21 protein-coding genes and 1 riboswitch are annotated in these 23,260 nt (G+C 58.6%); of the genes, 8 read left to right on the forward strand and 13 right to left on the reverse strand.

The window, feature by feature from the left end; genetic code table 11:
* Positions 1-16 precede the first annotated feature (16 nt).
* Genes araD through araB form a run of 3 tightly spaced genes read right to left on the reverse strand, consistent with a single transcriptional unit; the run spans position 17 to position 3,971 of the window.
* The gene (gene araD / locus EV102420_RS07150; protein ID WP_042390404.1) at positions 17-712 is read right to left on the reverse strand and encodes an L-ribulose-5-phosphate 4-epimerase; all 696 of its coding nucleotides are present in this window, start codon (positions 710-712) and stop codon (positions 17-19) included.
* A gap of 51 nt (positions 713-763) precedes the next feature.
* Complete coding sequence (araA, locus tag EV102420_RS07155; RefSeq protein ID WP_042390405.1) at positions 764-2,266, reverse strand: L-arabinose isomerase; 1,503 nt, start codon at positions 2,264-2,266, stop codon at positions 764-766.
* A gap of 10 nt (positions 2,267-2,276) precedes the next feature.
* Positions 2,277-3,971 carry a ribulokinase gene (gene araB, locus EV102420_RS07160; protein ID WP_042390408.1) on the reverse strand — a complete coding sequence of 565 codons (1,695 nt, stop codon included), beginning with the start codon at positions 3,969-3,971 and terminating at the stop codon, positions 2,277-2,279.
* Between the two features lie 337 nt (positions 3,972-4,308).
* Here araB and araC point away from each other — a divergent pair, with 337 nt between their 5' ends.
* Both araC and EV102420_RS07170 read left to right on the forward strand, forming a co-directional pair.
* Positions 4,309-5,154: an arabinose operon transcriptional regulator AraC gene (gene araC / locus EV102420_RS07165; protein ID WP_042390409.1), complete on the forward strand. Its 846-nt coding sequence runs from the start codon at positions 4,309-4,311 to the stop codon at positions 5,152-5,154.
* Between the two features lie 125 nt (positions 5,155-5,279).
* Positions 5,280-6,050, forward strand: coding sequence for a DedA family protein (locus EV102420_RS07170; RefSeq protein WP_042390410.1), 771 nt, complete (start codon positions 5,280-5,282; stop codon positions 6,048-6,050).
* Here EV102420_RS07170 and thiQ read toward each other — a convergent pair.
* The 4 genes from thiQ to sgrR all read right to left on the reverse strand — a co-directional run bounded on the left by thiQ (position 6,044) and on the right by sgrR (position 11,139).
* Positions 6,044-6,745, reverse strand: coding sequence for a thiamine ABC transporter ATP-binding protein ThiQ (gene thiQ, locus EV102420_RS07175; RefSeq protein WP_042390411.1), 702 nt, complete (start codon positions 6,743-6,745; stop codon positions 6,044-6,046). The genes EV102420_RS07170 and thiQ overlap by 7 nt on opposite strands.
* A complete protein-coding gene (gene thiP, locus EV102420_RS07180; protein WP_042390413.1) occupies positions 6,729-8,339 on the reverse strand; it encodes a thiamine/thiamine pyrophosphate ABC transporter permease ThiP in 1,611 nt (536 codons plus the stop codon). Before thiP ends, thiQ begins: the two co-directional genes overlap by 17 nt.
* Positions 8,315-9,313, reverse strand: a complete 999-nt coding sequence (gene thiB, locus EV102420_RS07185; RefSeq protein ID WP_042390415.1) for a thiamine ABC transporter substrate binding subunit — start codon at positions 9,311-9,313, stop codon at positions 8,315-8,317. The genes thiP and thiB overlap by 25 nt, the downstream gene beginning before the upstream one ends.
* 35 nt (positions 9,314-9,348) lie before the next feature.
* A riboswitch (TPP riboswitch) is annotated at positions 9,349-9,447 on the reverse strand.
* A 36-nt stretch (positions 9,448-9,483) separates the two neighbouring features.
* Entirely contained in the window at positions 9,484-11,139 is a 1,656-nt protein-coding gene (gene sgrR, locus EV102420_RS07190; RefSeq protein ID WP_042390417.1) for an HTH-type transcriptional regulator SgrR, read from the reverse strand.
* 185 nt (positions 11,140-11,324) lie between these two features.
* On the opposite strand from sgrR, the gene EV102420_RS07195 reads away from it, so the two are divergent.
* Entirely contained in the window at positions 11,325-12,503 is a 1,179-nt protein-coding gene (locus EV102420_RS07195) for a sugar efflux transporter (RefSeq protein ID WP_042390419.1), read from the forward strand.
* A gap of 120 nt (positions 12,504-12,623) precedes the next feature.
* On the opposite strand, the gene EV102420_RS07200 is transcribed toward EV102420_RS07195, so the two are convergent.
* From EV102420_RS07200 to leuL, 6 genes are all read right to left on the reverse strand, one after another.
* Complete coding sequence (locus tag EV102420_RS07200) at positions 12,624-12,836, reverse strand: YdgH/BhsA/McbA-like domain containing protein (protein ID WP_042390421.1); 213 nt, start codon at positions 12,834-12,836, stop codon at positions 12,624-12,626.
* Between the two features lie 203 nt (positions 12,837-13,039).
* On the reverse strand, positions 13,040-13,645 hold the full coding sequence (leuD, locus tag EV102420_RS07205) for a 3-isopropylmalate dehydratase small subunit (RefSeq protein ID WP_042390423.1): 606 nt from the start codon (positions 13,643-13,645) through the stop codon (positions 13,040-13,042).
* 10 nt (positions 13,646-13,655) lie between these two features.
* Positions 13,656-15,056: a 3-isopropylmalate dehydratase large subunit gene (leuC, locus tag EV102420_RS07210; protein WP_042390425.1), complete on the reverse strand. Its 1,401-nt coding sequence runs from the start codon at positions 15,054-15,056 to the stop codon at positions 13,656-13,658.
* Positions 15,057-15,058: 2 nt separating this feature from the next.
* Positions 15,059-16,150, reverse strand: a complete 1,092-nt coding sequence (gene leuB / locus EV102420_RS07215; protein ID WP_042390427.1) for a 3-isopropylmalate dehydrogenase — start codon at positions 16,148-16,150, stop codon at positions 15,059-15,061.
* The gene (gene leuA, locus EV102420_RS07220) at positions 16,150-17,721 is read right to left on the reverse strand and encodes a 2-isopropylmalate synthase (protein ID WP_042390428.1); all 1,572 of its coding nucleotides are present in this window, start codon (positions 17,719-17,721) and stop codon (positions 16,150-16,152) included. Before leuA ends, leuB begins: the two co-directional genes overlap by 1 nt.
* A gap of 95 nt (positions 17,722-17,816) precedes the next feature.
* Positions 17,817-17,903, reverse strand: coding sequence for a leu operon leader peptide (gene leuL / locus EV102420_RS22860; protein WP_103820724.1), 87 nt, complete (start codon positions 17,901-17,903; stop codon positions 17,817-17,819).
* On the opposite strand from leuL, the gene EV102420_RS22290 reads away from it, so the two are divergent.
* The 5 genes from EV102420_RS22290 to cra all read left to right on the forward strand — a co-directional run bounded on the left by EV102420_RS22290 (position 17,902) and on the right by cra (position 23,203).
* Entirely contained in the window at positions 17,902-18,138 is a 237-nt protein-coding gene (locus EV102420_RS22290; RefSeq protein WP_131405996.1) for a hypothetical protein, read from the forward strand. The genes leuL and EV102420_RS22290 overlap by 2 nt on opposite strands.
* Positions 18,139-18,523: 385 nt before the next feature.
* Positions 18,524-19,489, forward strand: coding sequence for a transcriptional regulator LeuO (gene leuO / locus EV102420_RS07225; protein ID WP_042390430.1), 966 nt, complete (start codon positions 18,524-18,526; stop codon positions 19,487-19,489).
* Positions 19,490-19,798: 309 nt separating this feature from the next.
* Positions 19,799-21,523, forward strand: coding sequence for an acetolactate synthase 3 large subunit (gene ilvI / locus EV102420_RS07230; RefSeq protein WP_042390432.1), 1,725 nt, complete (start codon positions 19,799-19,801; stop codon positions 21,521-21,523).
* Between the two features lie 2 nt (positions 21,524-21,525).
* Complete coding sequence (ilvN, locus tag EV102420_RS07235; protein WP_042390433.1) at positions 21,526-22,017, forward strand: acetolactate synthase small subunit; 492 nt, start codon at positions 21,526-21,528, stop codon at positions 22,015-22,017.
* A 181-nt stretch (positions 22,018-22,198) separates the two neighbouring features.
* Positions 22,199-23,203 carry a catabolite repressor/activator gene (gene cra, locus EV102420_RS07240; RefSeq protein WP_042390436.1) on the forward strand — a complete coding sequence of 335 codons (1,005 nt, stop codon included), beginning with the start codon at positions 22,199-22,201 and terminating at the stop codon, positions 23,201-23,203.
* Positions 23,204-23,260 lie beyond the last annotated feature (57 nt).

Below are 23,260 nucleotides of genomic sequence, written 5' to 3' on the forward strand. Positions count from 1 at the left end.
GGGTTTTTATACAGTTCTACTGTCCGTAATAGGCCTTCGCCCCGTGCTTGCGTAGGTAGTGTTTATCCAGCAGCGTCTGCTGCATGGCTGGCAGATCCGGGGTGAGCTGGCGGCAGAAGATACCCATGTAGGCGACCTCTTCCAGCACGATGGCGTTATGCACCGCATCGTCAGCATTTTTGCCCCAGGCAAAGGGACCGTGGGAGTGCACCAGCACGCCAGGCATCTGGGCGGCGTCGATCCCTTGGGTGTTAAAGGTTTCGACGATCACCTGACCGGTCTCCCACTCATACTCGCCGTTGATCTCGGCATCGGTCATCTTGCGGGTGCAGGGAATAGGGCCGTAGAAGTAGTCGGCGTGGGTGGTGCCTGTCGCCGGAATGGACTGTCCCGCCTGCGCCCAGATGGTAGCGTGGCGCGAGTGGGTATGCACAATCCCGCCGATGGTGGGGAAAGCCTGATAGAGCAGGCGGTGGGTCGGGGTATCGGAAGAGGGTTTTTTCGTCCCCTCGACCACCTCGCCGGTTTCGATACTCACCACCACCATATCCTCTGCCGTCATTACGCCATAGTCGACGCCGGAGGGTTTGATGACAAACACGCCGCGTTCGCGATCGACGGCGCTGACGTTGCCCCAGGTGAGGGTGACCAGATTATGTTTCGGTAGCGCCAGGTTGGCTTCCAGCACCTGACGTTTGAGATCTTCAAGCATAGTTATCTCCACGTAGGCCCGGTAAGCGCAGCGCCACCGGGCGTTACGGACTTAACGTTTTGACCCGTAATAGACTTCGTTCCAGCGCAGCGCATCTTTGAACGCTGGCAGGCGGGTGTCGTTGTCGATCACCGCCAGCTCAATGTCGTGCAGCTCGGCAAACTGGCGCATATCGCTGAGATCCAGCGCGTGGCTGAAGACGGTGTGATGCGCGCCCCCGGCAACGATCCACGCCTCGGTGGCGGTAGGCAGATCCGGCTGGGCTTTCCACAGCGCGTTGGCGACCGGCAGCTTCGGCAGCTGGTGCGGCGTCTCGACGGAATCAACGCAGTTCACCAGCAGGCGGAAACGATCCCCGAGATCGATCAGGCTGGCGTTGATCGCCGGGCCGGTTTTGGTAGAGAAGATCAGGCGGGCCGGATCGGCTTTACCGCCGATGCCGAGGTACTGCACGTCGAGGATCGGTTTCTCATCCAGGGCGATGGTCGGACACACTTCCAGCATATGGGAGCCAAGCACCAGGTCGTTGCCGTCCTCAAAGTGGTAGGTGTAGTCCTCCATAAAGGAGGTGCCGCCCTGTAGACCGGTCGACATCACCTTCATGATGCGAAGCAGGGCGGCGGTTTTCCAGTCGCCTTCGCCCGCAAAGCCGTAGCCCTGCTGCATCAGGCGCTGCACGGCGAGGCCCGGGAGCTGTTTCAGGCCGTGCAGATCTTCAAAGGTGGTGGTGAAGGCGTGGAAGCCGCCTTGCTCAAGGAAGCGCTTCATGCCTAGTTCGATGCGGGCCGCGTCAATCACGTTCTGGCGTTTATCGCCGTTAACCTGTGCGGCAGCGGTCAGGCGGTAGCTGCTCTCATACTCGTCCACCAGCGCGCTGATATCGCCTTCGCTGATGTCGTTAACCACCTGCACCAGATCGCCCACCGCCCAGGTATTCACCGAGAAGCCGAACTTGATCTGTGCTGCCACTTTATCGCCGTCGGTAACCGCAACTTCACGCATGTTGTCGCCGAAACGGCACACTTTAAGATGGCGGGTATCCTGTTTGGAAACCGCGTGGCGCATCCACGCCCCGATGCGCTGCTGGGCTTTACGATCCTGCCAGTGGCCGGTTACCACGCTGTGTTGCTGACGCATCCGCGCACCAATGAAGCCGAACTCGCGGCCGCCGTGCGCGGTCTGGTTCAGGTTCATAAAGTCCATGTCGATGCTGTCCCACGGCAGGGAGGCGTTGAACTGGGTATGGAACTGCAGCAGCGGCTTGTTCAGGATGGTCAGGCCGTTGATCCACATTTTGGCCGGGGAGAAGGTGTGCAGCCACACCACCAGGCCCGCACACTTGTCGTCGTAGTTGGCGTCGCGGCAGATCGCGGTGATCTCATCCGGCGAGGTGCCGAGCGGCTTCAGTACCAGCTTGCAGGGCAGTTTAGCTTCGCCGTTCAGCGCGTTCACGACCTGCTCAGCGTGCTGCGTAACCTGGCGCAGGGTCTCCGGGCCATAGAGATGCTGGCTGCCAATCACAAACCATACTTCGTAGTTATCAAAAATAGTCATTATCGTGTCCTTAATGAGTCAGAGCGGCCTGCGACGCTGGCGCGGCTGAAGGGAGATAGTGTTGCTCGGCGCTGGCCGCCCAGTGCTGGTAGCGGCGATAGAGCTGTTCAAAGCGTTGCGCCTGAGCGGGAGCAGGCTGGAGCGTGTTTTCGACGGCGCTGGCCATGTGGCGCTGTGCGGTCGGGATATCCGGATGATCCCCTGCGGCGACGGCGGCGAAGATGGCCGCGCCCAGGGCGCAGCACTGATCGGAGGCGACGATCTGCAGCGGGCGGTTGAGCACGTCGCAGCAGGCCTGCATGATCACCCGGTTCTTACGGGCGATACCGCCGAGAGCCATCACGTTGTTGACCGCGATCCCCTGTTCGGTAAAGCACTCCATAATGGCGCGTGCGCCGAAGGCGGTGGCGGCAATCAGTCCGCCAAACAGCAGCGGCGCGTCGGTAGCAAGGTTAAGGTCGGTGATCACTCCCTTCAGACGCTGGTTAGCGTTAGGGGTGCGGCGACCGTTAAACCAGTCGAGGATCACCGGGAGGTGATCGAGAGAAGGATTATCCGCCCAGGCCTGGGTCAGGGCGGGCAGCAGCTGTTTCTGGCTCGCCTGGATCCGGGATTTTAGCTCTGGATGCTGGAGCGCAAGCTGCTCAAGCGGCCAGCCGAGGATGCGGCCAAACCAGGCGTAGATATCGCCGAAGGCCGACTGTCCGGCTTCAAGGCCGATAAAGTCCGGGACCACGCTGCCGTCAACCTGGCCGCAGATGCCTTTCACCGCACGATCGCCAACGCTGGGCTTATCGGCAATCAGAATGTCGCAGGTTGAGGTGCCGATCACTTTTACCAGCGTGTTCGGCTGCGCCCCTGCGCCCACTGCGCCCATATGGCAGTCGAATGCGCCCCCGGCAATCACCACTTTTTCCGACAGGCCCAGACGCTGGGCCCACTCCGGGCTCAGGTTGCCCACCGGCAGATCGGCGGTATAGGTTTCGGTAAACATCGGCCAGGCCAGATGCTTGTTGATGGTGGGATCCAGCTCGTCAAAGAAGCTGGCCGGAGGCAGACCACCCCAGCTTTCATGCCAGAGGGATTTGTGTCCGGCGCTACAGCGCCCGCGGCGGATATCCTGCGGGCGGACGGTGTTGGAGAGCAGGGCGGGAACCCAGTCGCACAGTTCGATCCACGAGGTGGCGGCCTGGGCGACGGCGGCATCCTGGCGGGTGACGTGCAGGATCTTGGCCCAGAACCACTCGCTAGAGTAGATCCCGCCGATATAGCGTGAGTAGTCGGTTTTGCCCGGCTGGTGACAGAGGCGGGTGATGGCCTCGGCTTCCTCTACCGCCGTGTGATCTTTCCAGAGCACGAACATGGCGTTGGGGTTGTCGGCAAACTCCGGGCGCAGCGCCAGCACGCGCCCCTCGGCGTCAATGGGGGCTGGCGTCGAACCGGTGCTGTCCACGCCGATACCGCTCACCTGCTCGCGCTGATCAGGGCTTAGCTGGACCAGCACGCTTTTGATTGCCGCTTCCATCGACTCGATATAGTCGCGTGGGTGATGGCGAAACTGATTCCGCGGAGCGTCGCAATAACGCCCCTCCTGCCAGCGCGGATACCACTCCACGCTGGTGGCGATCTCTGTCCCGTGCTCGCAGTCTACTGCCAGGGCGCGTACCGAGTCGCTGCCAAAATCGAGGCCAATTGCAATTGCCATCGTCTTACTCCATCCAAAATAACCGTATGGAGAAACATTAGAGACAGGGGCCAAAAAGCGTCAGGCAGGATCCGCTAATCTTATGGATAAAAATGCTGTGGCAGCAGAAAGTGTGACTCACTGCAAATATTCAATGTGGACATTTCTGCCGGGTTTATAGACACTTTTGTTACCCCTTTTTATCGGTGTAGATTAGTCAAAACGGGGAAAGTGCTTTTATCTGGCGGGGTTGTCACGCTGCGGTTTTTGTATCCGGTTCACCAGGGCCGCCGCGTGGCGAAATAAAACCCAATATGGACAAATGGTTTCCTTGACCACTACCTGGAGCGCGCTGTTTATGGCTGAATTACAAACCGATCCTCTGCTGCCCGGCTACTCGTTTAATGCCCATCTCGTGGCCGGGCTGACGCCTATTGAGGCTGACGGCTACCTCGATTTCTTTGTCGATCGCCCGCTAGGGATGAAGGGCTACATTCTTAACCTGACGGTGCGGGGAGAGGGGATCGTCAACAACAACGGACGGCAGTTTGTCTGCCGCCCCGGCGATATCCTGCTTTTCCCCCCTGGCGAGGTGCACCACTATGGCCGTCACCCTGAGGCGCGGGAGTGGTATCACCAGTGGGTCTACTTCCGGCCGCGTGCTTACTGGCATGAGTGGCTAACGTGGCCGACGCTTTTTGCCCAGACCGGCTATTTCCGGCCTGACGACGTCCATCAGTCCAGCTTTAGCGAGCTGTTTGCCCAGATCATCAGCGCAGGGCAGCGCGGCGGGCGCTACAGCGAGCTGCTGGCGATCAACCTGCTGGAGCAGGTGCTGCTCAGGCGCATGGATGCGATCAACGAATCGCTGCATCCACCGCTGGATAACCGGGTGCGCGACGCCTGCCAGTACATCAGCGATCACCTGGCGGATAACCACTTCGACATCGCTGGCGTGGCGCAGCACGTCTGCCTGTCGCCGTCGCGGCTGTCGCACCTCTTCCGTCAGCAGCTGGGGGTTAGCGTGCTTAGCTGGCGCGAGGATCAGCGCATCAGCCAGGCCAAGCTGCTGCTCAGCACCACGCGGATGCCCATCGCCAGCGTCGGGCGCAACGTCGGCTTTGAGGATCAGCTCTACTTCTCCCGCGTGTTCAAAAAATGTACCGGAGCCAGCCCGAGCGAGTTCCGCGCCGGGTGTGAATAACGTAAAGAAACGAAATGCCGCCGCCGAGGTCTGATACAACCAGTAAACTAATCGGACAATTGCAGGCTTGACGAGGCGCTACCGGCTCAGGAGAATCCCTGCTTCGTCACTAAAACGGACAGCGTATGCAGGCATTTCTGGAACATTTTATTACTCAATCAGCGACCTATACGCTCATTGCGATCGCCCTCGTGGCTTTTCTGGAGTCGCTGGCGCTGGTGGGCCTGATCCTGCCCGGCACGGTGATGATGGCCGGGCTAGGAGCGCTGATCGGCAGCGGCGAGGTGAACTTCTGGTATGCCTGGCTGGCTGGGATTGTCGGCTGCCTGCTGGGAGACTGGATCTCCTTCTGGCTCGGTTGGCGCTTTAAGAAGCCGCTGCACCGCTGGTCGTTTATGAAAAAGAACAAGGCCCTGCTCGATAAAACCGAGCACGCCCTGCACCAGCACAGCATGTTTACCATCCTTGTCGGCCGCTTTGTTGGGCCAACCCGCCCGCTGGTGCCGATGGTTGCCGGGATGCTCGACCTTCCCGTCAGCAAGTTTATCCTGCCTAACGTGATCGGCTGCCTGCTGTGGCCGCCGTTCTACTTTTTACCGGGCATTCTCGCCGGGGCGGCGATCGATATTCCTGCCGACGAGCAGAGCGGGGCGTTTAAGTGGCTGCTGCTGGGGGCGGCACTGCTGCTCTGGATTGCGGTGTGGCTCTGCTGGCGGCTGTGGCGCAGCGGCAGGTCCGGCAGCGATCGGCTGACAAAATACCTGCCACGCGGACGGCTGCTGTGGGTTGCTCCGTTGCTGCTTGGCGTGGCGGTTATCGCCTGCGTGGCGGTGGCCCGTCATCCGCTGATGCCCACCTACTTAACGATTCTGGGTAAGGTTGTCACCGGTCACTGACGTGCAATGCCCAGCAGCGCCGAAACCGGGGCGCGACCGCTGACCAGCTCATCGGTTGCGCCGTCCCAGGCGATGCGTCCCTCGGCCACCACCAGCGCCCGGCTGGCGATGCGCGCGGCATCCTCAATGCTGTGGGAGACCATTAGCAGGGTGATGTTTTGCCGCTGGCAAATGCTCTGCACCAGGGCCAGCATCTCCTGACGCAGAGCCGGATCGAGCGCCGAGAACGGCTCATCCAGCAGCAGGATGGGCTGCTCCCGTACCAGACAGCGCGCCAGCGCCACCCGCTGCCGCTGACCGCCGGAGAGCTGATCCGGCAGCCGGTCGAGCAGCGTCTCAAGCCCCATCTGGGCGGCAATCTCCGCCAGCTTCTGCTGCTGATCGACATTAAGCTTCAGGCCGGGATGCAGGCCGAGGCCGATGTTTTGCCGCACCGTCAGGTGGGTAAACAGATTGTTCTCCTGAAACAGCATTGATACCGGGCGGCGCGACGGCGGCGTAGCGGTATGCTCCTGCTCGCCAATCATCATCGTGCCGCTCACCGGCTGGATAAAACCGGCGATCAGGTTGAGCAGCGTGCTTTTCCCCGCGCCGCTGGGTCCCAGTACGGCAATCTGCTCGCCCGCCTCGACGGCGAGCGTAAAGCGCATCGGCAGATGCTGGTAGAGCCAGGTGACATCAGTAAGTTTTAGCATGGCGGCCCGGAAGTTTTTCAATAACGGTAAAAAGAACAAAGCAGAGCGCCAGCAGGATCAGCGCCGTCACCGCCCCGTCCTGGCTGCGGTAGGAGCCAATCTGCTGGTAAAGATAGAAGGGCAGCGTGCGAAAATCTTCGTTGCCAAACAGCGCTACCACCCCAAAGTCGCCGATAGAGAGCACGCAGGCGAAGGCCAGCGCCTGGGCCAGCGGCCGCCGCAGCGCCCGCAGCTCCACCACCCGCAGGCGTGAAAAGCCGCGCATGCCCAACGATTCGCACAGCAGGCCATAGCGGGCGGTAATGTCCCGCATCGGGTTATCGAGCACCTTCTGGGCGTAAGGGATGGCCATCAGGGCATTGGTAAAGATCACGATCCCATCCGCCGAGGTGGGCAGGCCGACCGAGTTATTCAGCAGCAGAAAGAAGCCGGTTGCCAGCACGATGCCGGGCATGGCGAGGATCAGCATCCCGCTCAGCTCCAGCGCCTGGCCCCGGCGCAGCTGTCCGCGCGCCCGCAGCTCGCGGCTGCTCCAGAGCAGCATCATGGTGAGGATCACGCAGAGCAGCCCGGCCAGCAGGGCAATGCGCAGAGAGGTCCACACCGCCTGCCACAGCACCGGCTGGGCCAGCACCTCGGGCAGATTACGGTTTATCCCCTCGACGATCACCGCCAGCAGGGGCGGCAGCAGGAGCAGCAGCGCCAGGCCAATCAGCAGGCCGTCCCCCAGCTGGGCGCGCCAGCTCTCTTCGGGATCGCGCCAGCCCTGGATCTGGCTGCTGCCCACCGGAATGGCCTTGCTCAGGCGCTGGCTCAGCAGAACCAGCGCCAGGCAGCAGATCATCTGCAATAGCCCCAGCAGCGCGGCGCGGCCGGGATCGTAGTCGAAGTTTAGGGCCTGGTAGATCGCCAGCTCAATAGTCGTCGCCTTAGGGCCGCCGCCTAGCGACAGCACGGTGGCGAAGCTGGCGAAGCAGAGCATAAAGATCAGCGCTGCCACCGGGGGGATCTGCCGTCGTAGCCACGGCCACTCAACGAAGCGGAAGAAGGCGAAACCGCGCATCCCCAGCTGGGCGGCAAGCTGGCGCTGCTCGCCGGGGATCTGCTCCAGAGCCTGGAGCAGCAGGCGGGTCGCCATCGGCAGGTTAAAAAAGATGTGTGCCAGCAGAATGCCGCTCAGCCCGTAGGGCGAAAATCCCCACTCCAGGCCGAGCGAGTCGCACAGCGAGGCCAGCCAGCCCTGACGGCCATAGACGGTGAGAATGCCAAACACCGCCACCAGCACCGGCAGGATCAGCGTCATCGCGCAGAGGCGGAGCAGCATTAGCCGTCCGGGAAAGCGGCGGCGATAGAGGGCGCGGGCCAGGAAAATAGCGGGCGTCACCGAGAGCAGGGCAGAGAGAAACGCCTGGCCAAAGGAGAAGGCCACCACGTGGCGCAGATAGCTATCGTGCCATAGCGCCGAGACGTCGGTGGTCGGTGCGTTGAGCCAGAGGGCAAGAAACGCCGCCAGCGCGACCGCCACCAGCAGGGTAGCAGCGGCCGCGCCGGGCAGCAGCCAGCCGGGAATTAGCGGCTGGTCGCGCGAAGCCACGTGTTAATCCACTCAGCGCGTTGGGAGAAGACCTGCTGCGGCGTGAACTCCAGGGTGGTCTTCGGCTTCGTCAGCGAGTCAAAGCCCGCGGGCAGCGTCACGTTGCTTACCGGGTACATCCAGTTGCCAGTTGGGATGGCGTTCTGGAACGCCGGGCTCACCATAAACTTGAGGAACTTTTCCGCCAGCTCAGGCTGCTTGCTGGCCGCGGTACGAGCGGCTACCTCGACCTGCAGATAGTGGCCTTCGCTGAAGTCGGCTGCCGCGTAGTTATCCTTTTTCTCTTCGATCAGGTGATAGGCCGGAGAGGTGGTGTAGCTCAGGACCAGATCGCTCTCGCCCTTCAGGAACAGACCGTAGGCTTCGCTCCAGCCTTTGGTGACGGTGACGGTTTTTGCCGCCAGCTTCTGCCATGCCTCAGGCGCTTCGTCGCCGTAGACTTTTTGCATCCACAGCAGCAGGCCCAGCCCTGGGGTACTGGTGCGCGGATCCTGATAGATCACCCGCCACTTCTGGTCGCTCTCTACCAGCTCTTTCAGGCTCTTCGGTGGGTTTTTCAGCTTGTTTTTGTCATAGACAAAGGCAAAGTAGCCGTAGTCGAAGGGCACAAAGGTATCGTTTTTCCAGCCGCCGGGGACGTTAACGGCATCGGCCGCGACGCCGCTTTTGGCAAACAGGCCGGTCTGGCTGGCGGCGTCCAGCAGGTTATTGTCGAGGCCCAGTACCACGTCAGCCTTGCTGTTTTTGCCCTCCATGCGCAGACGGTTGAGCAGCGAGACGCCATCCTCCAGCGCCACCATCTTCAGCTCGCAGTTGCAGTCGGCCTCAAAGGCTTTTTTCACCGCAGGACCTGGCCCCCAGTCGGCAGCGAACGAGTCGTAGGTATAGACGGTGAGAACGGGTTTATCAGAAGCCGGGGCGGCAAAAACGGGAGCGGCCACAAGCAGCAGCAGCGGCAGACATTTTTTTAACACTTTGCACCTCAATAGAAAGAGAGTGGCAAAGGATTTTGAGCAGCAGCCTCAAATCCCTTCGCCGGCGTTATCCGGATCAGGTTCGACGGGTATTTTCTCAGCACACGCATCGCGCAGCACCCCGTTGAGCACGGCCTCATTGTAGTGATTATGTAAGAAATCCGAAAGCCTTATGGGTCCGGCGGCGCAAACCATGCCGATTTAAAATCAAACCAGCCGAGGGTGTTCATCCGCAGGCCGCGCATGCTGCGCTGCCCCTGGATCATCAGCCAGTGGTGGATCAGCGGCACAATCGCCTTGCCCGCCAGCAGTTGCTGGCACCAGGCGGCTAAATTCATCTCGCCCGCCCGCCACTGCGTGGCATCCGCCTGCCAGTCGCGGGGAATGCACTTCTGTAATAGCGGCACCTCATAGAGGTGGGTGAAGAGTGAGAAATCCAACGGCAGGGTAAAGTTAGCGCTGTTGAGCCAGATATCGCTCACCGCGTCGCCGCTGTGCCACTCCTCGTAATCCACCTCCTGAATATGCAGTGTCACCTGATGCGCCGCCAGCAGGGCGCTCATGGTCTGGGCCAGCACCCGGTGTTCGATATGTTCCCGGTAGTAGGTCAGGGTCAGCGACTCCAGCCCGGCTGGCTTTTCACTGCCGCCCGGCCGGGTATGATGCCAGCGCGGCAGCAGGCCGTAGGCCGGGAACCAGTAGCGCTGGTGGTGCTCCTCGGCGTGAAAAAGCAGGCTCGCCGGGGAGAGGATCTGGCTCACCCACTCCCGCACCTGCTGGCTGGCGCCACGACGAGTGCGGGCGTCAAACAATAGGTAGTAGCACCCCTCCTCAAGACGGCTCTCAACCGCTTTCTCCTCCCCACCGGGTCCCTCCAGCGTCAGGCCCGCGCTCAGATCGTCGTTAACGTCGGGCAGCACCCAGACGTTCACCTCATCAATCAGCGCACGAAAGCCAAAGTAGTCATCAAAGGCGTGGATCTTCAGCTGGTTGCTGTTATTGAGCGTGACCGCGTACGGCCCGGTGCCCACCGGCAGGCTGGCAAAGTTCTCCATGGTCGGCCACTCCTGGGGCAGGATCATCGACTGCACGTGGCCCAGCAGCCACGGTAGCCAGCTATCGGGCTGGGAGAGATGGATATCCAGCGTCCAGGGCGTCGGGGAGACGATCTCGGTGATATGCGAGTAGAGCGGCAGGGCGTTAACCCGCTGCAGGGAGGTAATAACGTCGCTCATCTCCAGCTCGCGGCCGTGGTGAAAATGAATGCCGGGGCGCAGATAAAAACGCCAGTGCAGCGGGGAGAGACGTTTCCAGTGGTGGGCGATATCCGGCTCCAGTTCCCCGTTTTCCTCATTTATCCGCGTTAGCGCGCTGAAGATCTGGCGGGCAATGTGGGTTTCCGAGCGGCGCAGGGCCGTGCCGGGCAGCAGGTTGCGTAATGGTCGGTAGTAGAGCACGCGCAGAATATGCCGTCCCTGACGAAAGCTTCTGCCAAGGTGCGAAACCAGCATCTGCCGTACGGCGCTTTTATCGCCCACCAGCTGTACCAGCTGATCGATGCGATCCTGATCCAGCAGATCCTCCGCCCGCTGCTGCTGGAGCGCAAGGCCGGTATAGAGAAAGGTAAGGCGTGAGCGTTTGCCGCGACCGGCTTCCGCCTCCCACGTCAGCCAGCCGCGCTGCTGCATAGCGTTAAGCAGGGTACGCATATGGCGGCGGGAACAACTTAGCTGCTCCGCCAGCTCGTTCAGCGTCGTCTCCCGAGATGCGCCGTTGCAGCACTGCCAGAGGCGGATAAACTGTTGTTGCAGACGACCAGAGGACATAAAAGGGGAACTCCCGGCGAAAAGTCAGCAATTTATTTTTCCCTATATTAAGCCAATAATCCTTGCAGATGAAAGCGGTGCCCAACTGCTTTTATCTTGTGTGACTGAGTATTGGTGCTTATCGCCACGCCAGCAGCTATGATCCTGCTGGCTTTTTTCTTTTCTCACACGCTAAAAGGATGCTTATGCTCTGGCTGATGACAATGGGAAGGCGGCTGAACGGGGTCTACGCCGCGTTTATGATCGTCGCATTTATGATGGGCATCGCCGGAGCGCTACAGGCGCCGACGCTGAGCCTTTTTCTCAGCCGCGAAGTGGGGGCCGAGCCGTTCTGGGTTGGGCTGTTCTACACCGTCAACGCCATCGCCGGGATCCTCGTCAGCCTGTGGCTGGCGAAACGATCCGACAGCCAGGGCGATCGTCGCAAGCTGATCATGTTCTGCTGTGTGATGGCGGTGGGCAACGCGCTGCTGTTCGCTTTTAACCGCCACTACTTAACGCTTATCACCTGCGGCGTGCTGCTGGCTTCGCTGGCCAACACCGCCATGCCGCAGCTCTTTGCTCTCGCCAGGGAGTATGCTGATAGCTCCGCCCGCGAGGTGGTGATGTTCAGCTCGGTGATGCGCGCCCAGCTCTCGCTGGCGTGGGTGATCGGTCCGCCGCTGGCCTTTATGCTGGCGCTAAACTACGGCTTCACCGCCATGTTCTCTATCGCTGCCGGGATCTTTATCATCAGCCTGGCGCTGATTGCGCTGATCCTGCCCTCGGTGGCAAGGGTGGAGCAGCCAGCGGACGTGGCGGTCACGCAGATAAGCGGCTGGCGCGACGGCAACGTGCGCAAGCTGTTTGTCGCCTCCACGCTGATGTGGACCTGCAATACCATGTACATCATCGATATGCCGCTATGGATCAGCGGCGATCTCGGCCTGCCCGATCGACTGGCGGGGATCCTGATGGGCACCGCCGCCGGGCTGGAGATCCCGGCGATGATCCTTGCTGGGTACTACGTTAAACGTATCGGCAAGCGGCGGATGATGACCCTGGCGGTCGCGGCGGGCGTGCTGTTCTACATCGGGCTGATCTTCTTTCATACCGAGCATGCGCTGCTGCTGTTACAGCTCTTCAATGCGGTGTTTATTGGGATTGTTGCCGGGATCGGCATGCTCTGGTTTCAGGATCTGATGCCTGGACGGGCAGGAGCGGCCACCACGCTGTTTACCAACAGTATCTCTACCGGGGTGATTTTAGCGGGGGTCATTCAAGGGGCGCTGGCGCAAAGCTATGGCCATGGGATGGTCTACTGGGCTATCGCGGGGATATCACTGCTGACGCTGGGGCTGACAATGCGGGTGAAGGATGTGTGATTGACGTAGCCGCAAGGGGGCTGTAGGCCCGGCAAGCGTAGCGCCGCCGGGCATAAACGCCGGATGGCGCTGCGCTTATCCGGCCTACGAAATGGCAGGCCGGGTAAGATATCTAACGACTTATTTGTACAGCTCAGCCGTCATATGAACGGTGTTGTTGACGTTGGCTTCGGTGATTTTATAGGAAGACGCACCGGCCTGCTCTGCCTGAACGGCGATTTTCGCTTCGGCATCATCAATGGTGGTACCGCTGGCAGTGACGCTCTGGGCAAACGCACCAAATGAGAGAGTTGAGAGGGCAACGGCGGCAACAAGAGTTTTAATCGATTTCATGGGGTGTTCCTTAAGCTTGATTTTTGTCTGGGGTCGTTAATTAGTTAACGATCGATAGATAAATGATAGGCGCGATCGGCTATACGCGTCAACACTATTTTATAACGAGCATTAATTAATTTAGGAAAGCTAAGGAATTCAACGCATAAAAAAACGGCGGGGATCGCTCCCCGCCGCTGATGGTGTCTAAAACCGCAAGCAAATTAGTTCATAAAGGCAGGCTGCTGCTGTTCATAGGCGGAGATAGCCTCTTCGTGCTGCAGCGTCAGGCCAATGCTGTCCAGGCCGTTTAACATGCAGTGGCGGCGGAACGCGTCGATATTAAAGCTGTAGGATTTCTCTCCGGCGATAACCTTCTGCGCCTCCAGGTCCACCACGAAGGAGATGCCGGGATTGCTCTGCACCAGACTAAACAGCTCATCCACTTCGTCATCGCTCAGCGTGACCGGCAGCAGCTGGTTGTTAAAGCTGTTGCCGTAGAAGATATCGGCAAAGCTCGGGGCAATAACCACCTTAAAGCCGTAGTCGGTCAGGGCCCATGGCGCGTGCTCGCGCGAGGAGCCACAGCCAAAGTTCTCCCGCGCCAGCAGGATTGAGGCGCCTTTATACTGCGGAAAGTTCAGCACGAACGCCGGGTTCGGCTGCTCGCCTTTGTCGTCGAGGAAACGCCAGTCGTTAAACAGATGTGCCCCAAAGCCGGTACGCGTAACCTTCTGTAAAAACTGCTTCGGAATGATTGCATCGGTATCAACGTTGGCGGCATCCAAAGGGACAACCAGGCCGGTATGCTGGATAAATTTCTCTGCCATGGTGGTCTCCTTATTTGATACTGCGAATATCGGCGAAGTGGCCGGTGACGGCGGCCGCGGCGGCCATTGCCGGGCTGACCAGGTGGGTGCGTCCCCCGCGCCCCTGGCGACCTTCAAAGTTACGGTTGCTGGTGGAGGCGCAGCGCTCGCCTGGGTTCAGACGATCGTTGTTCATCGCCAGGCACATGGAGCAGCCCGGCAGGCGCCACTCAAAGCCCGCCTCGATAAAGATCTTGTCCAGACCTTCTGCTTCTGCCTGGGCCTTCACCGGGCCAGAGCCAGGCACGACCAGCGCCTGAACGCCGGGCGCAACCTTACGTCCTTTGGCGATCTCTGCCGCCGCGCGCAGGTCTTCAATGCGCGAGTTGGTACAGGAACCAATGAACACCTTATCAATGTTCACCTCGGTCAGCGGAATGCCCGGCTTCAGGCCCATATAGGCCAACGCCTTCTCTGCGCTGGCGCGCTCAACCGGATCGGCAAACGACGCCGGATCGGGAATGTTTTCGCCGACGGCGATGACCTGGCCTGGGTTAGTTCCCCAGGTGATCTGCGGGGCGATCTCTGACGCCTGCAACGTGACCACGGTGTCAAAGGTGGCGCCTTCGTCAGTTTTCAGCGTCTTCCAGTAGGCTACCGCCTCATCGAAATCGGTGCCCTTCGGCGCGTGCAGACGGCCTCGCACATAGTTAAAGGTGGTTTCGTCAGGGGCGACGATACCCGCTTTAGCACCCATCTCAATGGCCATGTTGCACAGGGTCATCCGACCCTCCATGCTCAGCGCCTGAATAGCTTCGCCGCAGAACTCGACCACGTGGCCGGTACCGCCCGCGCTGCCTGTCTTGCCGATGATCGCCAGTACGATATCTTTGGCGGTGATGCCCGGTGCGGCCTGGCCCTGTACTTCAATCTTCATGGTTTTGGCGCGGCCCTGCTTCAGGGTTTGAGTCGCCAATACGTGCTCAACTTCCGAGGTGCCGATCCCGAAGGCCAGTGCGCCGAAGGCACCGTGAGTGGCGGTATGGGAGTCGCCGCAGACGATGGTCATTCCCGGCAGGGTGATCCCTTGCTCCGGCCCCATCACGTGGACGATGCCCTGGTAGGGGTGATTCAGATCGTACAGCTCCACGCCAAACTCGTTGCAGTTCTTGATCAGCTCCTGCATCTGAATGCGCGCCATTTCGCCCGAGGCGTTGATATCTTTCGTCTGGGTCGAGACGTTGTGATCCATGGTGGCGAAGGTTTTACCCGGCTGACGCACCGGGCGATGGTGCGCGCGCAGGCCATCAAACGCCTGCGGGGAGGTCACCTCATGCACCAGATGCCTGTCGATATAGAGCAGCGGGGTTTCGTTCGGCGCTTCATAGACCACGTGGGCGTCAAACAACTTCTCATACAAACTCTTGGCCATGATTACACCCCTTCCGCTACGTAGCGGGCAATAATGTCACCCATCTCATCAGTACTGACCGCTGCGCTGCCGCGGGCCAGGTCTCCGGTACGCACTCCCTCTTCCAGCGCGCGGTTAATCGCGGCTTCAATGGCGTCCGCCGCATCGTTGGCGTTCAGGCTGTAGCGCAGCAGCAGGGCCAGGGAGAGGATCTGGGCAATCGGGTTAGCAATGTTTTTCCCGGCGATGTCCGGGGCCGAGCCGCCTGCCGGCTCGTACAGGCCAAAGCCCTGCTCGTTGAGGCTGGCCGAGGGCAGCATCCCCATCGAGCCGGTGATCATCGCGCACTCGTCAGAGAGGATGTCGCCAAACAGGTTGGAGCAGAGCAGGACGTCGAACTGGGACGGATCCTTGATCAGCTGCATGGTGGCGTTGTCGATGTACATATGCGCCAGCTCAACGTCCGGATACTCTTTCGCGATGTCGTTAACGATCTCGCGCCACAGCAGGGAGGTTTGCAGCACGTTGGCCTTATCGATAGAGGTCACTTTATTCCGGCGCTTGCGTGCGGACTCAAAGGCGATACGGGCGATGCGCTCGATCTCGAAGCGGTGATAGACCTCGGTATCAAACGCTTTTTCATGCTGGCCGCTGCCTTCACGGCCCTTCGGCTGGCCGAAGTAGATCCCACCGGTCAGCTCGCGCACGCAGAGAATATCAAAACCGTTAGCGGCAATGTCTGCTCGCAGCGGGCAGAAGGCTTCCAGCCCCTGGTACAGCTTCGCCGGACGCAGGTTGCTGAACAGCTTAAAGTGTTTACGCAGCGGCAGCAGCGCGCCGCGCTCCGGCTGCTGGGCCGGGGGCAGGTGTTCCCACTTCGGGCCACCGACCGAGCCGAACAGGATCGCATCGGCCTGCTCGCAGCCAGCCACGGTCGCCTGCGGCAGCGGGTTGCCGTGGCGGTCAATCGCAATACCGCCCACGTCATAATGGCTGGTGGTAATGCGCAGGGAGAAACGCGCACGAATGGCTTCCAGTACTTTCAAGGCTTGCGCCATCACTTCCGGGCCAATGCCGTCGCCCGGCAAAACTGCAATATGATAATTTTTAGACATCACACGGTTTCCTGGTTGTTTTCTTTTATGGCTTTGCGCTGCAGCTCTTTTTCGACTTCATTGGCGCGCCAGATGTTATTCAGCACGTGCACCATCGCGCGGGCAGAGGACTCCACGATGTCGGTAGTCAGGCCCATACCGTGGAAACGGCGGCCGTTATAGTTGACGACGATATCTACCTGGCCCAGGGCATCTTTACCGTGGCCCTTGGCGCTCAGGCCATATTTCACCAGTTCGATGTTGTAGTTGGTGATGCGATTGATCGCCTGATACACCGCGTCCACCGGGCCGTTGCCGTTAGCGGCTTCGGCTTTCACTTCATCACCGCAGGCCAGCTTCACGGAGGCGGTGGCGATATCGTTGGAGCCGGACTGCACGCTGAAGTAGTCCAGACGGAAGTGCTCTGGCTCCTCCTGCTGCTTGTTGATAAAGGCCAGCGCTTCCAGATCGTAATCAAAGACCTGGCCTTTCTTATCCGCCAGCTTCAGGAAGGCGTCGTACAGATTATCCAGGCTGTAGTCGCTCTCTTTATAGCCCATCTCATCCATGCGGTGTTTTACCGCCGCGCGACCGGAGCGGGAGGTCAGGTTCAGCTGGACTTGGTTCAGGCCGATAGACTCTGGGGTCATAATTTCGTAGTTTTCACGATTCTTCAGCACGCCATCCTGGTGAATACCGGAGGAGTGAGCAAACGCGCCGGTGCCAACAATCGCCTTGTTCGCCGGGATCGGCATGTTGCAGATCTGGCTAACCACCTGGCTGGTGCGCCAGATCTCCTGGTGATTGATGCGGGTTTGCAGGTTCATGATGTCCTTGCGGACCTTAATCGCCATGATCACCTCTTCCAGCGAGCAGTTACCGGCGCGTTCGCCGATACCGTTCATCGCCCCTTCAACCTGGCGCGCACCGGCATGGACGGCGGCGATGGCGTTGCCGACGGCGAGGCCTAAATCGTCGTGGGTGTGGACAGAGATAATGGCTTTATCGATGTTGGGTACGTGCTCATACAGGCCGGTAATAATATTCGCGAACTCGAAGGGCATGGTGTAGCCGACGGTATCAGGGATATTGATGGTTTTCGCCCCGGCGTTAATCGCTGCCTCAACCACCCGCGCCAGATCGGCAATAGGGGTACGGCCCGCATCTTCACAGGAGAACTCGACATCGTCGGTATAGTTACGTGCGCGCTTGACCATATAGACCGCGCGCTCGATCACCTCGTCCAGGGTGCTGCGCAGCTTGGTGGCGATATGCATTGGCGAGGTAGCAATAAAGGTATGGATGCGGAAGGCCTCGGCGACCTTCAGCGACTCTGCCGCCACGTCGATATCTTTTTCCACGCAGCGCGCCAGGGCGCAGACGCGGCTGTTCTTCACCTGGCGGGCGATGGTCTGTACGGACTCAAAATCGCCTGGGGAAGAGACCGGAAAACCTACTTCCATCACGTCCACGCCCATACGCTCAAGCGCCAGTGCAATCTGCAGTTTCTCTTTTACACTCAGGCTCGCCTGTAACGCCTGTTCACCGTCGCGTAAGGTGGTATCGAAAATGGTAACGTGCTGCTGGCTCATGGTTTAGGTCCTTGTCTGTCGGAAGTCGCCTTGTGCTACGAGCATAAAAAAACCCGCGCATTGGCGCGGGTTCTCTGTTTTAACCGGAAGCTGACTTAACTCTGTTTGTCGCCCACCAGTCCACCGCGCAATGAGGATGCGTTTAGTAGTAGTAGACCGGCGATACGAACGTTGCGAATCATGCGTCAGGCTCCAGATGAAATCGATATGCTTTTAGTGGTACTGGATATGGCAGGTGATGTCAACAGCAGAGGCGGAAAAAACGGTGCGCGGGTGATCGGTGGCTTAGTTTATTGTGCTATTCAGCACAGCCTGGACAAAACATTTTCATTGGTTGATTTGATACGTTTTCGGCTGGTTTCCTGTAGACATATTTCATTTACAGAAAGAGATATTTTGTCACATTCATTAGGTTGAGTTTATTTAATTGATTTAGCTGGTTTTAATTTTTTTATAATCTCTTTTTTATATGTTATTTTACAATAATGGAACAATTGGCATTCATTTTACCAATAATTAATTAGTTGATTTTAGATAATCTGAATTTACTTTTAAGTATATATTGCTTTGGTTATTCATGATGTTTATGTTTTCATTGCGCCCATAGCGCCAAGGGTATGCGTTGTGCAATAAAAAAGCGCAGCGTAACCTGCGCTTTTCTCGCGTACGTTTTTCTCGCGAAGTTATCCAAAATTGCCCTGTATTTTTTTAAAAATTATACGATACTGCTTTTGCTTATTTATATGCTTAATAAATCATATTTATAGCCAAGCGCGACGCTTGCCAGCAAAAGGAGTTTAGCATGACAGTGGAGTCAAAAATGTCAGAAGCCAACAGTGAATATCTCTCGGTATCCTATGATATGAAATCGAAGCTCCGGCAGGTCGATCTGAATTTATTAACCGTTTTTGATGCGGTGATGCAGGAGCAAAATATCACCCGCGCAGCGCGTAATCTTGGCATGTCGCAGCCGGCGGTCAGCAATGCGGTAGCTCGGCTAAAGGTGCTGTTTAACGACGATCTCTTCTCACGCTATGGCCGCGGTATCAAGCCTACGGCACGGGCCTATCAGCTCTTCGGCTCGATTCACCAGGCACTGCAGCTTATTCAGAATGAACTCCCTGGCTCTGGCTTTGACCCACTAAAAAGCGAGCGCATTTTCCATATTTGTATCTGCAGTCCGTTGGATACCTACCTGACGTCAACTATCTATAACCGGGTTGAAAAAGAGGCGCCCAATATCCATTTAGTTTTTAGCTCGGCGCTTGATAAAAATATTGAGCACCAGCTTCGCTATCAGGAAACCGGGTTTGTTATTGGTTATGAGGAGTTTAAGCGCCCAGAGTTCTCTTGCCTGCCGCTTTTTAATGACGAAATGGTGCTGGTAGCCAGTAAAAATCATCCTCGGATCCATGCGCCGTTAAAAGAGTCAGATATATATATAGAAGAGCATGCGGTCGTTTCCCTTGAACGCTATGCCTCTTTTAGCCAGCCGTGGTATGACACGCCGGATAAACAGAGCCGTATTGCCTATCAGGGCATGGCGCTGGTTAGCGTGCTTAATGTCGTCTCGCAAACCCATCTTGTCTGTATTGCCCCGCGCTGGTTAAGCGAAAAGTTTGCCGACAGCCTGGAGCTACAAATTATGCCGCTGCCGTTAAAGCGTAATAGCCGGACCTGCTTCCTGTCATGGCACGAGGCCGCTGGGCGCGACAAAGGCCATCAGTGGATGGAAGAGTTGCTCATTGATGTTTGCCGCCGTGTATAGCTATTGATAAAGCCGGATAGCTTCTATCCGGTTTATGCTGCACATAGCCTAATTTACGCTATTTTTGACTGATCTATTATTTGCCTCTGCCTTCCTAGCAGGCGAAAAATGGATGAATCGCTGTACGTCGCCGGTTTTAAATGATGAAGCATCATCAGCTTTCCCTATCGTAGTTGAATCCACCAATAACTTTTTATTCACCTCCCGCTTCCTCTTTTTCACTGCCATAGCGCTACTCGTTTGCTAATTGCCTGCCCCGGAATCAACGGTTAAGGTAACTGACAATGAACAAATGCCTGGAGGCAAGTCATGGAGATGTTGTCTGGAGCCGAGATGGTCGTCCGATCGCTCATCGATCAGGGGGTAAAGCAGGTCTTTGGTTACCCTGGAGGGGCCGTCCTTGATATCTACGACGCCCTGCATACCGTCGGCGGGATTGAGCATGTGCTGGTGCGGCATGAGCAGGCAGCGGTCCATATGGCGGATGGGCTAGCGCGCGCCACGGGCGAAGTGGGCGTGGTGCTGGTGACCTCCGGGCCTGGCGCAACCAATGCCATCACCGGCATTGCTACCGCCTACATGGACTCTATTCCATTGGTGGTGCTCTCCGGGCAGGTTGCTACCTCGCTGATTGGCTACGACGCCTTTCAAGAGTGCGATATGGTGGGGATCTCCCGCCCGGTGGTGAAGCACAGCTTCCTGGTTAAACAGGCGGAAGATATCCCCGGCGTGCTGAAAAAAGCGTTCTGGCTGGCCTCTACCGGCCGTCCTGGCCCGGTGGTCGTCGATCTGCCGAAAGACATTATGAACCCGGCTAACAAGCTCCCCTATGTCTGGCCGGAATCAGTGAGCATGCGCTCGTATAATCCCACTACGCAGGGCCACAAGGGGCAGATCAAGCGCGCCCTGCAGACGCTGATCGCCGCGAAAAAGCCGGTGGTTTACGTTGGGGGTGGGGCGATCAATGCCGCCTGCGACAAGCAGCTGCGCGAGCTGGCCGAGAAGCTGAACCTGCCGGTCGTCTCGTCATTAATGGGATTAGGCGCGTTTCCCGCCACCCATCGTCAGGCGCTCGGGATGCTGGGGATGCACGGCACCTATGAAGCCAACATGACGATGCACCACTCCGACGTGATCTTTGCCGTCGGCGTGCGTTTCGACGATCGCACCACCAACAATCTAATGAAGTACTGCCCGAACGCCACGGTGCTGCACATCGATATCGACCCGACCTCGATCTCGAAAACGGTGGCGGCGGATGTGCCCATCGTGGGTGATGCCCGGCTGGTACTGGAGCAGATGCTGGAGCTGCTGGCCCAGGAAGAGAGCGTGCAGCCCCTCGACGATATTCGCGACTGGTGGCTGACGATTGATGGCTGGCGCGCCCGTCAGTGTCTGAAGTACGACACCCAAAGCGAGAGCATCAAGCCGCAGGCGGTGATTGAAGCCATCTGGCGCCTGACCGATGGCGATGCCTACGTGACCTCTGACGTCGGCCAGCACCAGATGTTTGCCGCCCTCTATTATCCTTTCGATAAGCCCCGGCGCTGGATCAACTCCGGCGGTCTCGGCACGATGGGCTTTGGTCTGCCCGCGGCGCTGGGGGTGAAAATGGCCCTGCCCGAGGAGACGGTGGTCTGCGTGACCGGTGACGGCAGTATCCAGATGAACATTCAGGAGCTGTCAACAGCGCTGCAATATGAGCTGCCGGTGCTGGTGCTTAACCTTAATAACCGCTATCTCGGGATGGTGAAGCAGTGGCAGGATATGATCTACTCCGGTCGCCATTCACAATCCTATATGCAATCCCTTCCGGACTTTGCCCGTCTGGCCGAAGCCTATGGCCACGTGGGTATCCGCATTACCCGCCCCGATGAGCTGGAGGCGAAGCTGAGCGAGGCCCTGACGCAGGTGAAAAATGGCCGGCTGGTCTTTGTCGATGTCACCGTTGACGGCAGTGAACACGTGTATCCCATGCAGATCCGTGGGGGCGGCATGGATGAGATGTGGTTAAGCAAAACGGAGAGAACCTGATTATGCGCCGGATATTATCTGTGTTACTGGAGAACGAATCGGGTGCGCTGTCGCGCGTGATTGGCCTCTTCTCCCAGCGTGGTTACAACATCGAGAGCCTGACCGTGGCCCCGACCGACGATCCCACCCTCTCGCGTATGACCATCCAGACGGTGGGCGATGCCAAAGTGCTGGAGCAGATTGAGAAGCAGCTGCATAAGCTGGTGGACGTGCTGCGCGTCACTGAGCTAGGGCAGGGGGCACACGTCGAGCGCGAGATCATGCTGGTGAAGATCCAGGCTAGCGGCTATGGCCGGGAAGAGGTGAAGCGTAACGCGGAGATCTTCCGCGGTCAGATCATTGATGTGACGCCTTCGATCTACACGGTTCAGCTTGCCGGCACCAGCGATAAGCTGGATGCGTTTCTGGCCTCTATCCGCGACGTGGCGAAAATCGTCGAGGTCGCCCGCTCCGGCGTGGTGGGTCTGTCGCGCGGCGATAAAATCATGCGTTAGGTTGAAGGCAGCGGCAAAATGAGCAGCCCGGCGGATCCCGTCGGGTTTTTTTTTGCGAAAACAGCCGGAAGGCTGATCGAAAGCGGTTGCCGCAGTGACTATTCTGCGTTTAGATGTTAAGGAATTAAACCTATATTCCAAAAAAGGTTATGGAGTATCCTTTTTTCTTTGAGAGGCAATTGTGAAACTGGATGAAATCGCCCGGCTTGCCGGCGTCTCACGTACCACAGCAAGCTATGTGATCAACGGCAAAGCGAAGCAGTACCGCGTCAGCGATAAAACCGTTGAAAAAGTCATGGCCGTCGTACGCGAGCATAACTACCATCCGAATGCGGTAGCCGCCGGGCTGCGGGCAGGACGCACGCGATCGATTGGTCTGGTGATCCCCGATCTGGAAAATACCAGCTATACCCGCATTGCTAACTACCTTGAGCGGCAGGCGCGCCAGCGCGGCTACCAGCTCTTGATTGCTTGTTCGGAAGACCAGCCGGATAACGAAATGCGCTGCATTGAGCATCTCCTGCAGCGCCAGGTTGATGCCATTATTGTGTCGACGTCACTTCCACCTGAGCACCCCTTTTACCAGCGCTGGGCCAATGACTCATTCCCTATCGTGGCCCTTGACCGGGCGTTAGATCGAGAGCACTTCACCAGCGTGGTGGGTGCGGATCAGGATGATGCCGAGATGCTGGCGGCGGAGCTGCGTACGTTCCCCGCAGAGAATGTGCTCTATCTGGGGGCGCTGCCGGAGCTGTCGGTCAGCTTTTTGCGCGAGCAGGGTTTCCGCACCGCATGGAAAGACGATCCGCGCGAGGTCAGCTTCCTCTATGCCAACAGCTACGAGCGGGAAGCCGCCGCGCAGCTGTTCGACAAGTGGCTGGAGAGTAATCCGATGCCGCAGGCGCTGTTTACCACCTCGTTTGCCCTGCTGCAGGGGGTGATGGATGTGACGCTGCGCCGCGATGGTCATCTGCCTGCCAATCTGGCTATCGCCACCTTTGGCGATCACGAGCTGCTCGACTTCTTGCAGTGCCCGGTACTGGCCGTGGCCCAGCGCCATCGCGATGTCGCAGAGCGCGTGCTGGAAATTGTATTGGCCAGCCTCGACGAGCCGCGTAAGCCAAAGCCTGGCCTGAGCCGCATCCGGCGCAACCTCTACCGCCGCGGCGTGCTAAATCGCATCTGATTCTCCTTCGAACCGCAAAAGCCGGGCAGCGCTACGCTTGCCCGGCCTACCGCGCGC

This window comes from Pseudescherichia vulneris NBRC 102420 (assembly GCF_000759795.1).
Classification (GTDB): domain Bacteria; phylum Pseudomonadota; class Gammaproteobacteria; order Enterobacterales; family Enterobacteriaceae; genus Pseudescherichia; species Pseudescherichia vulneris.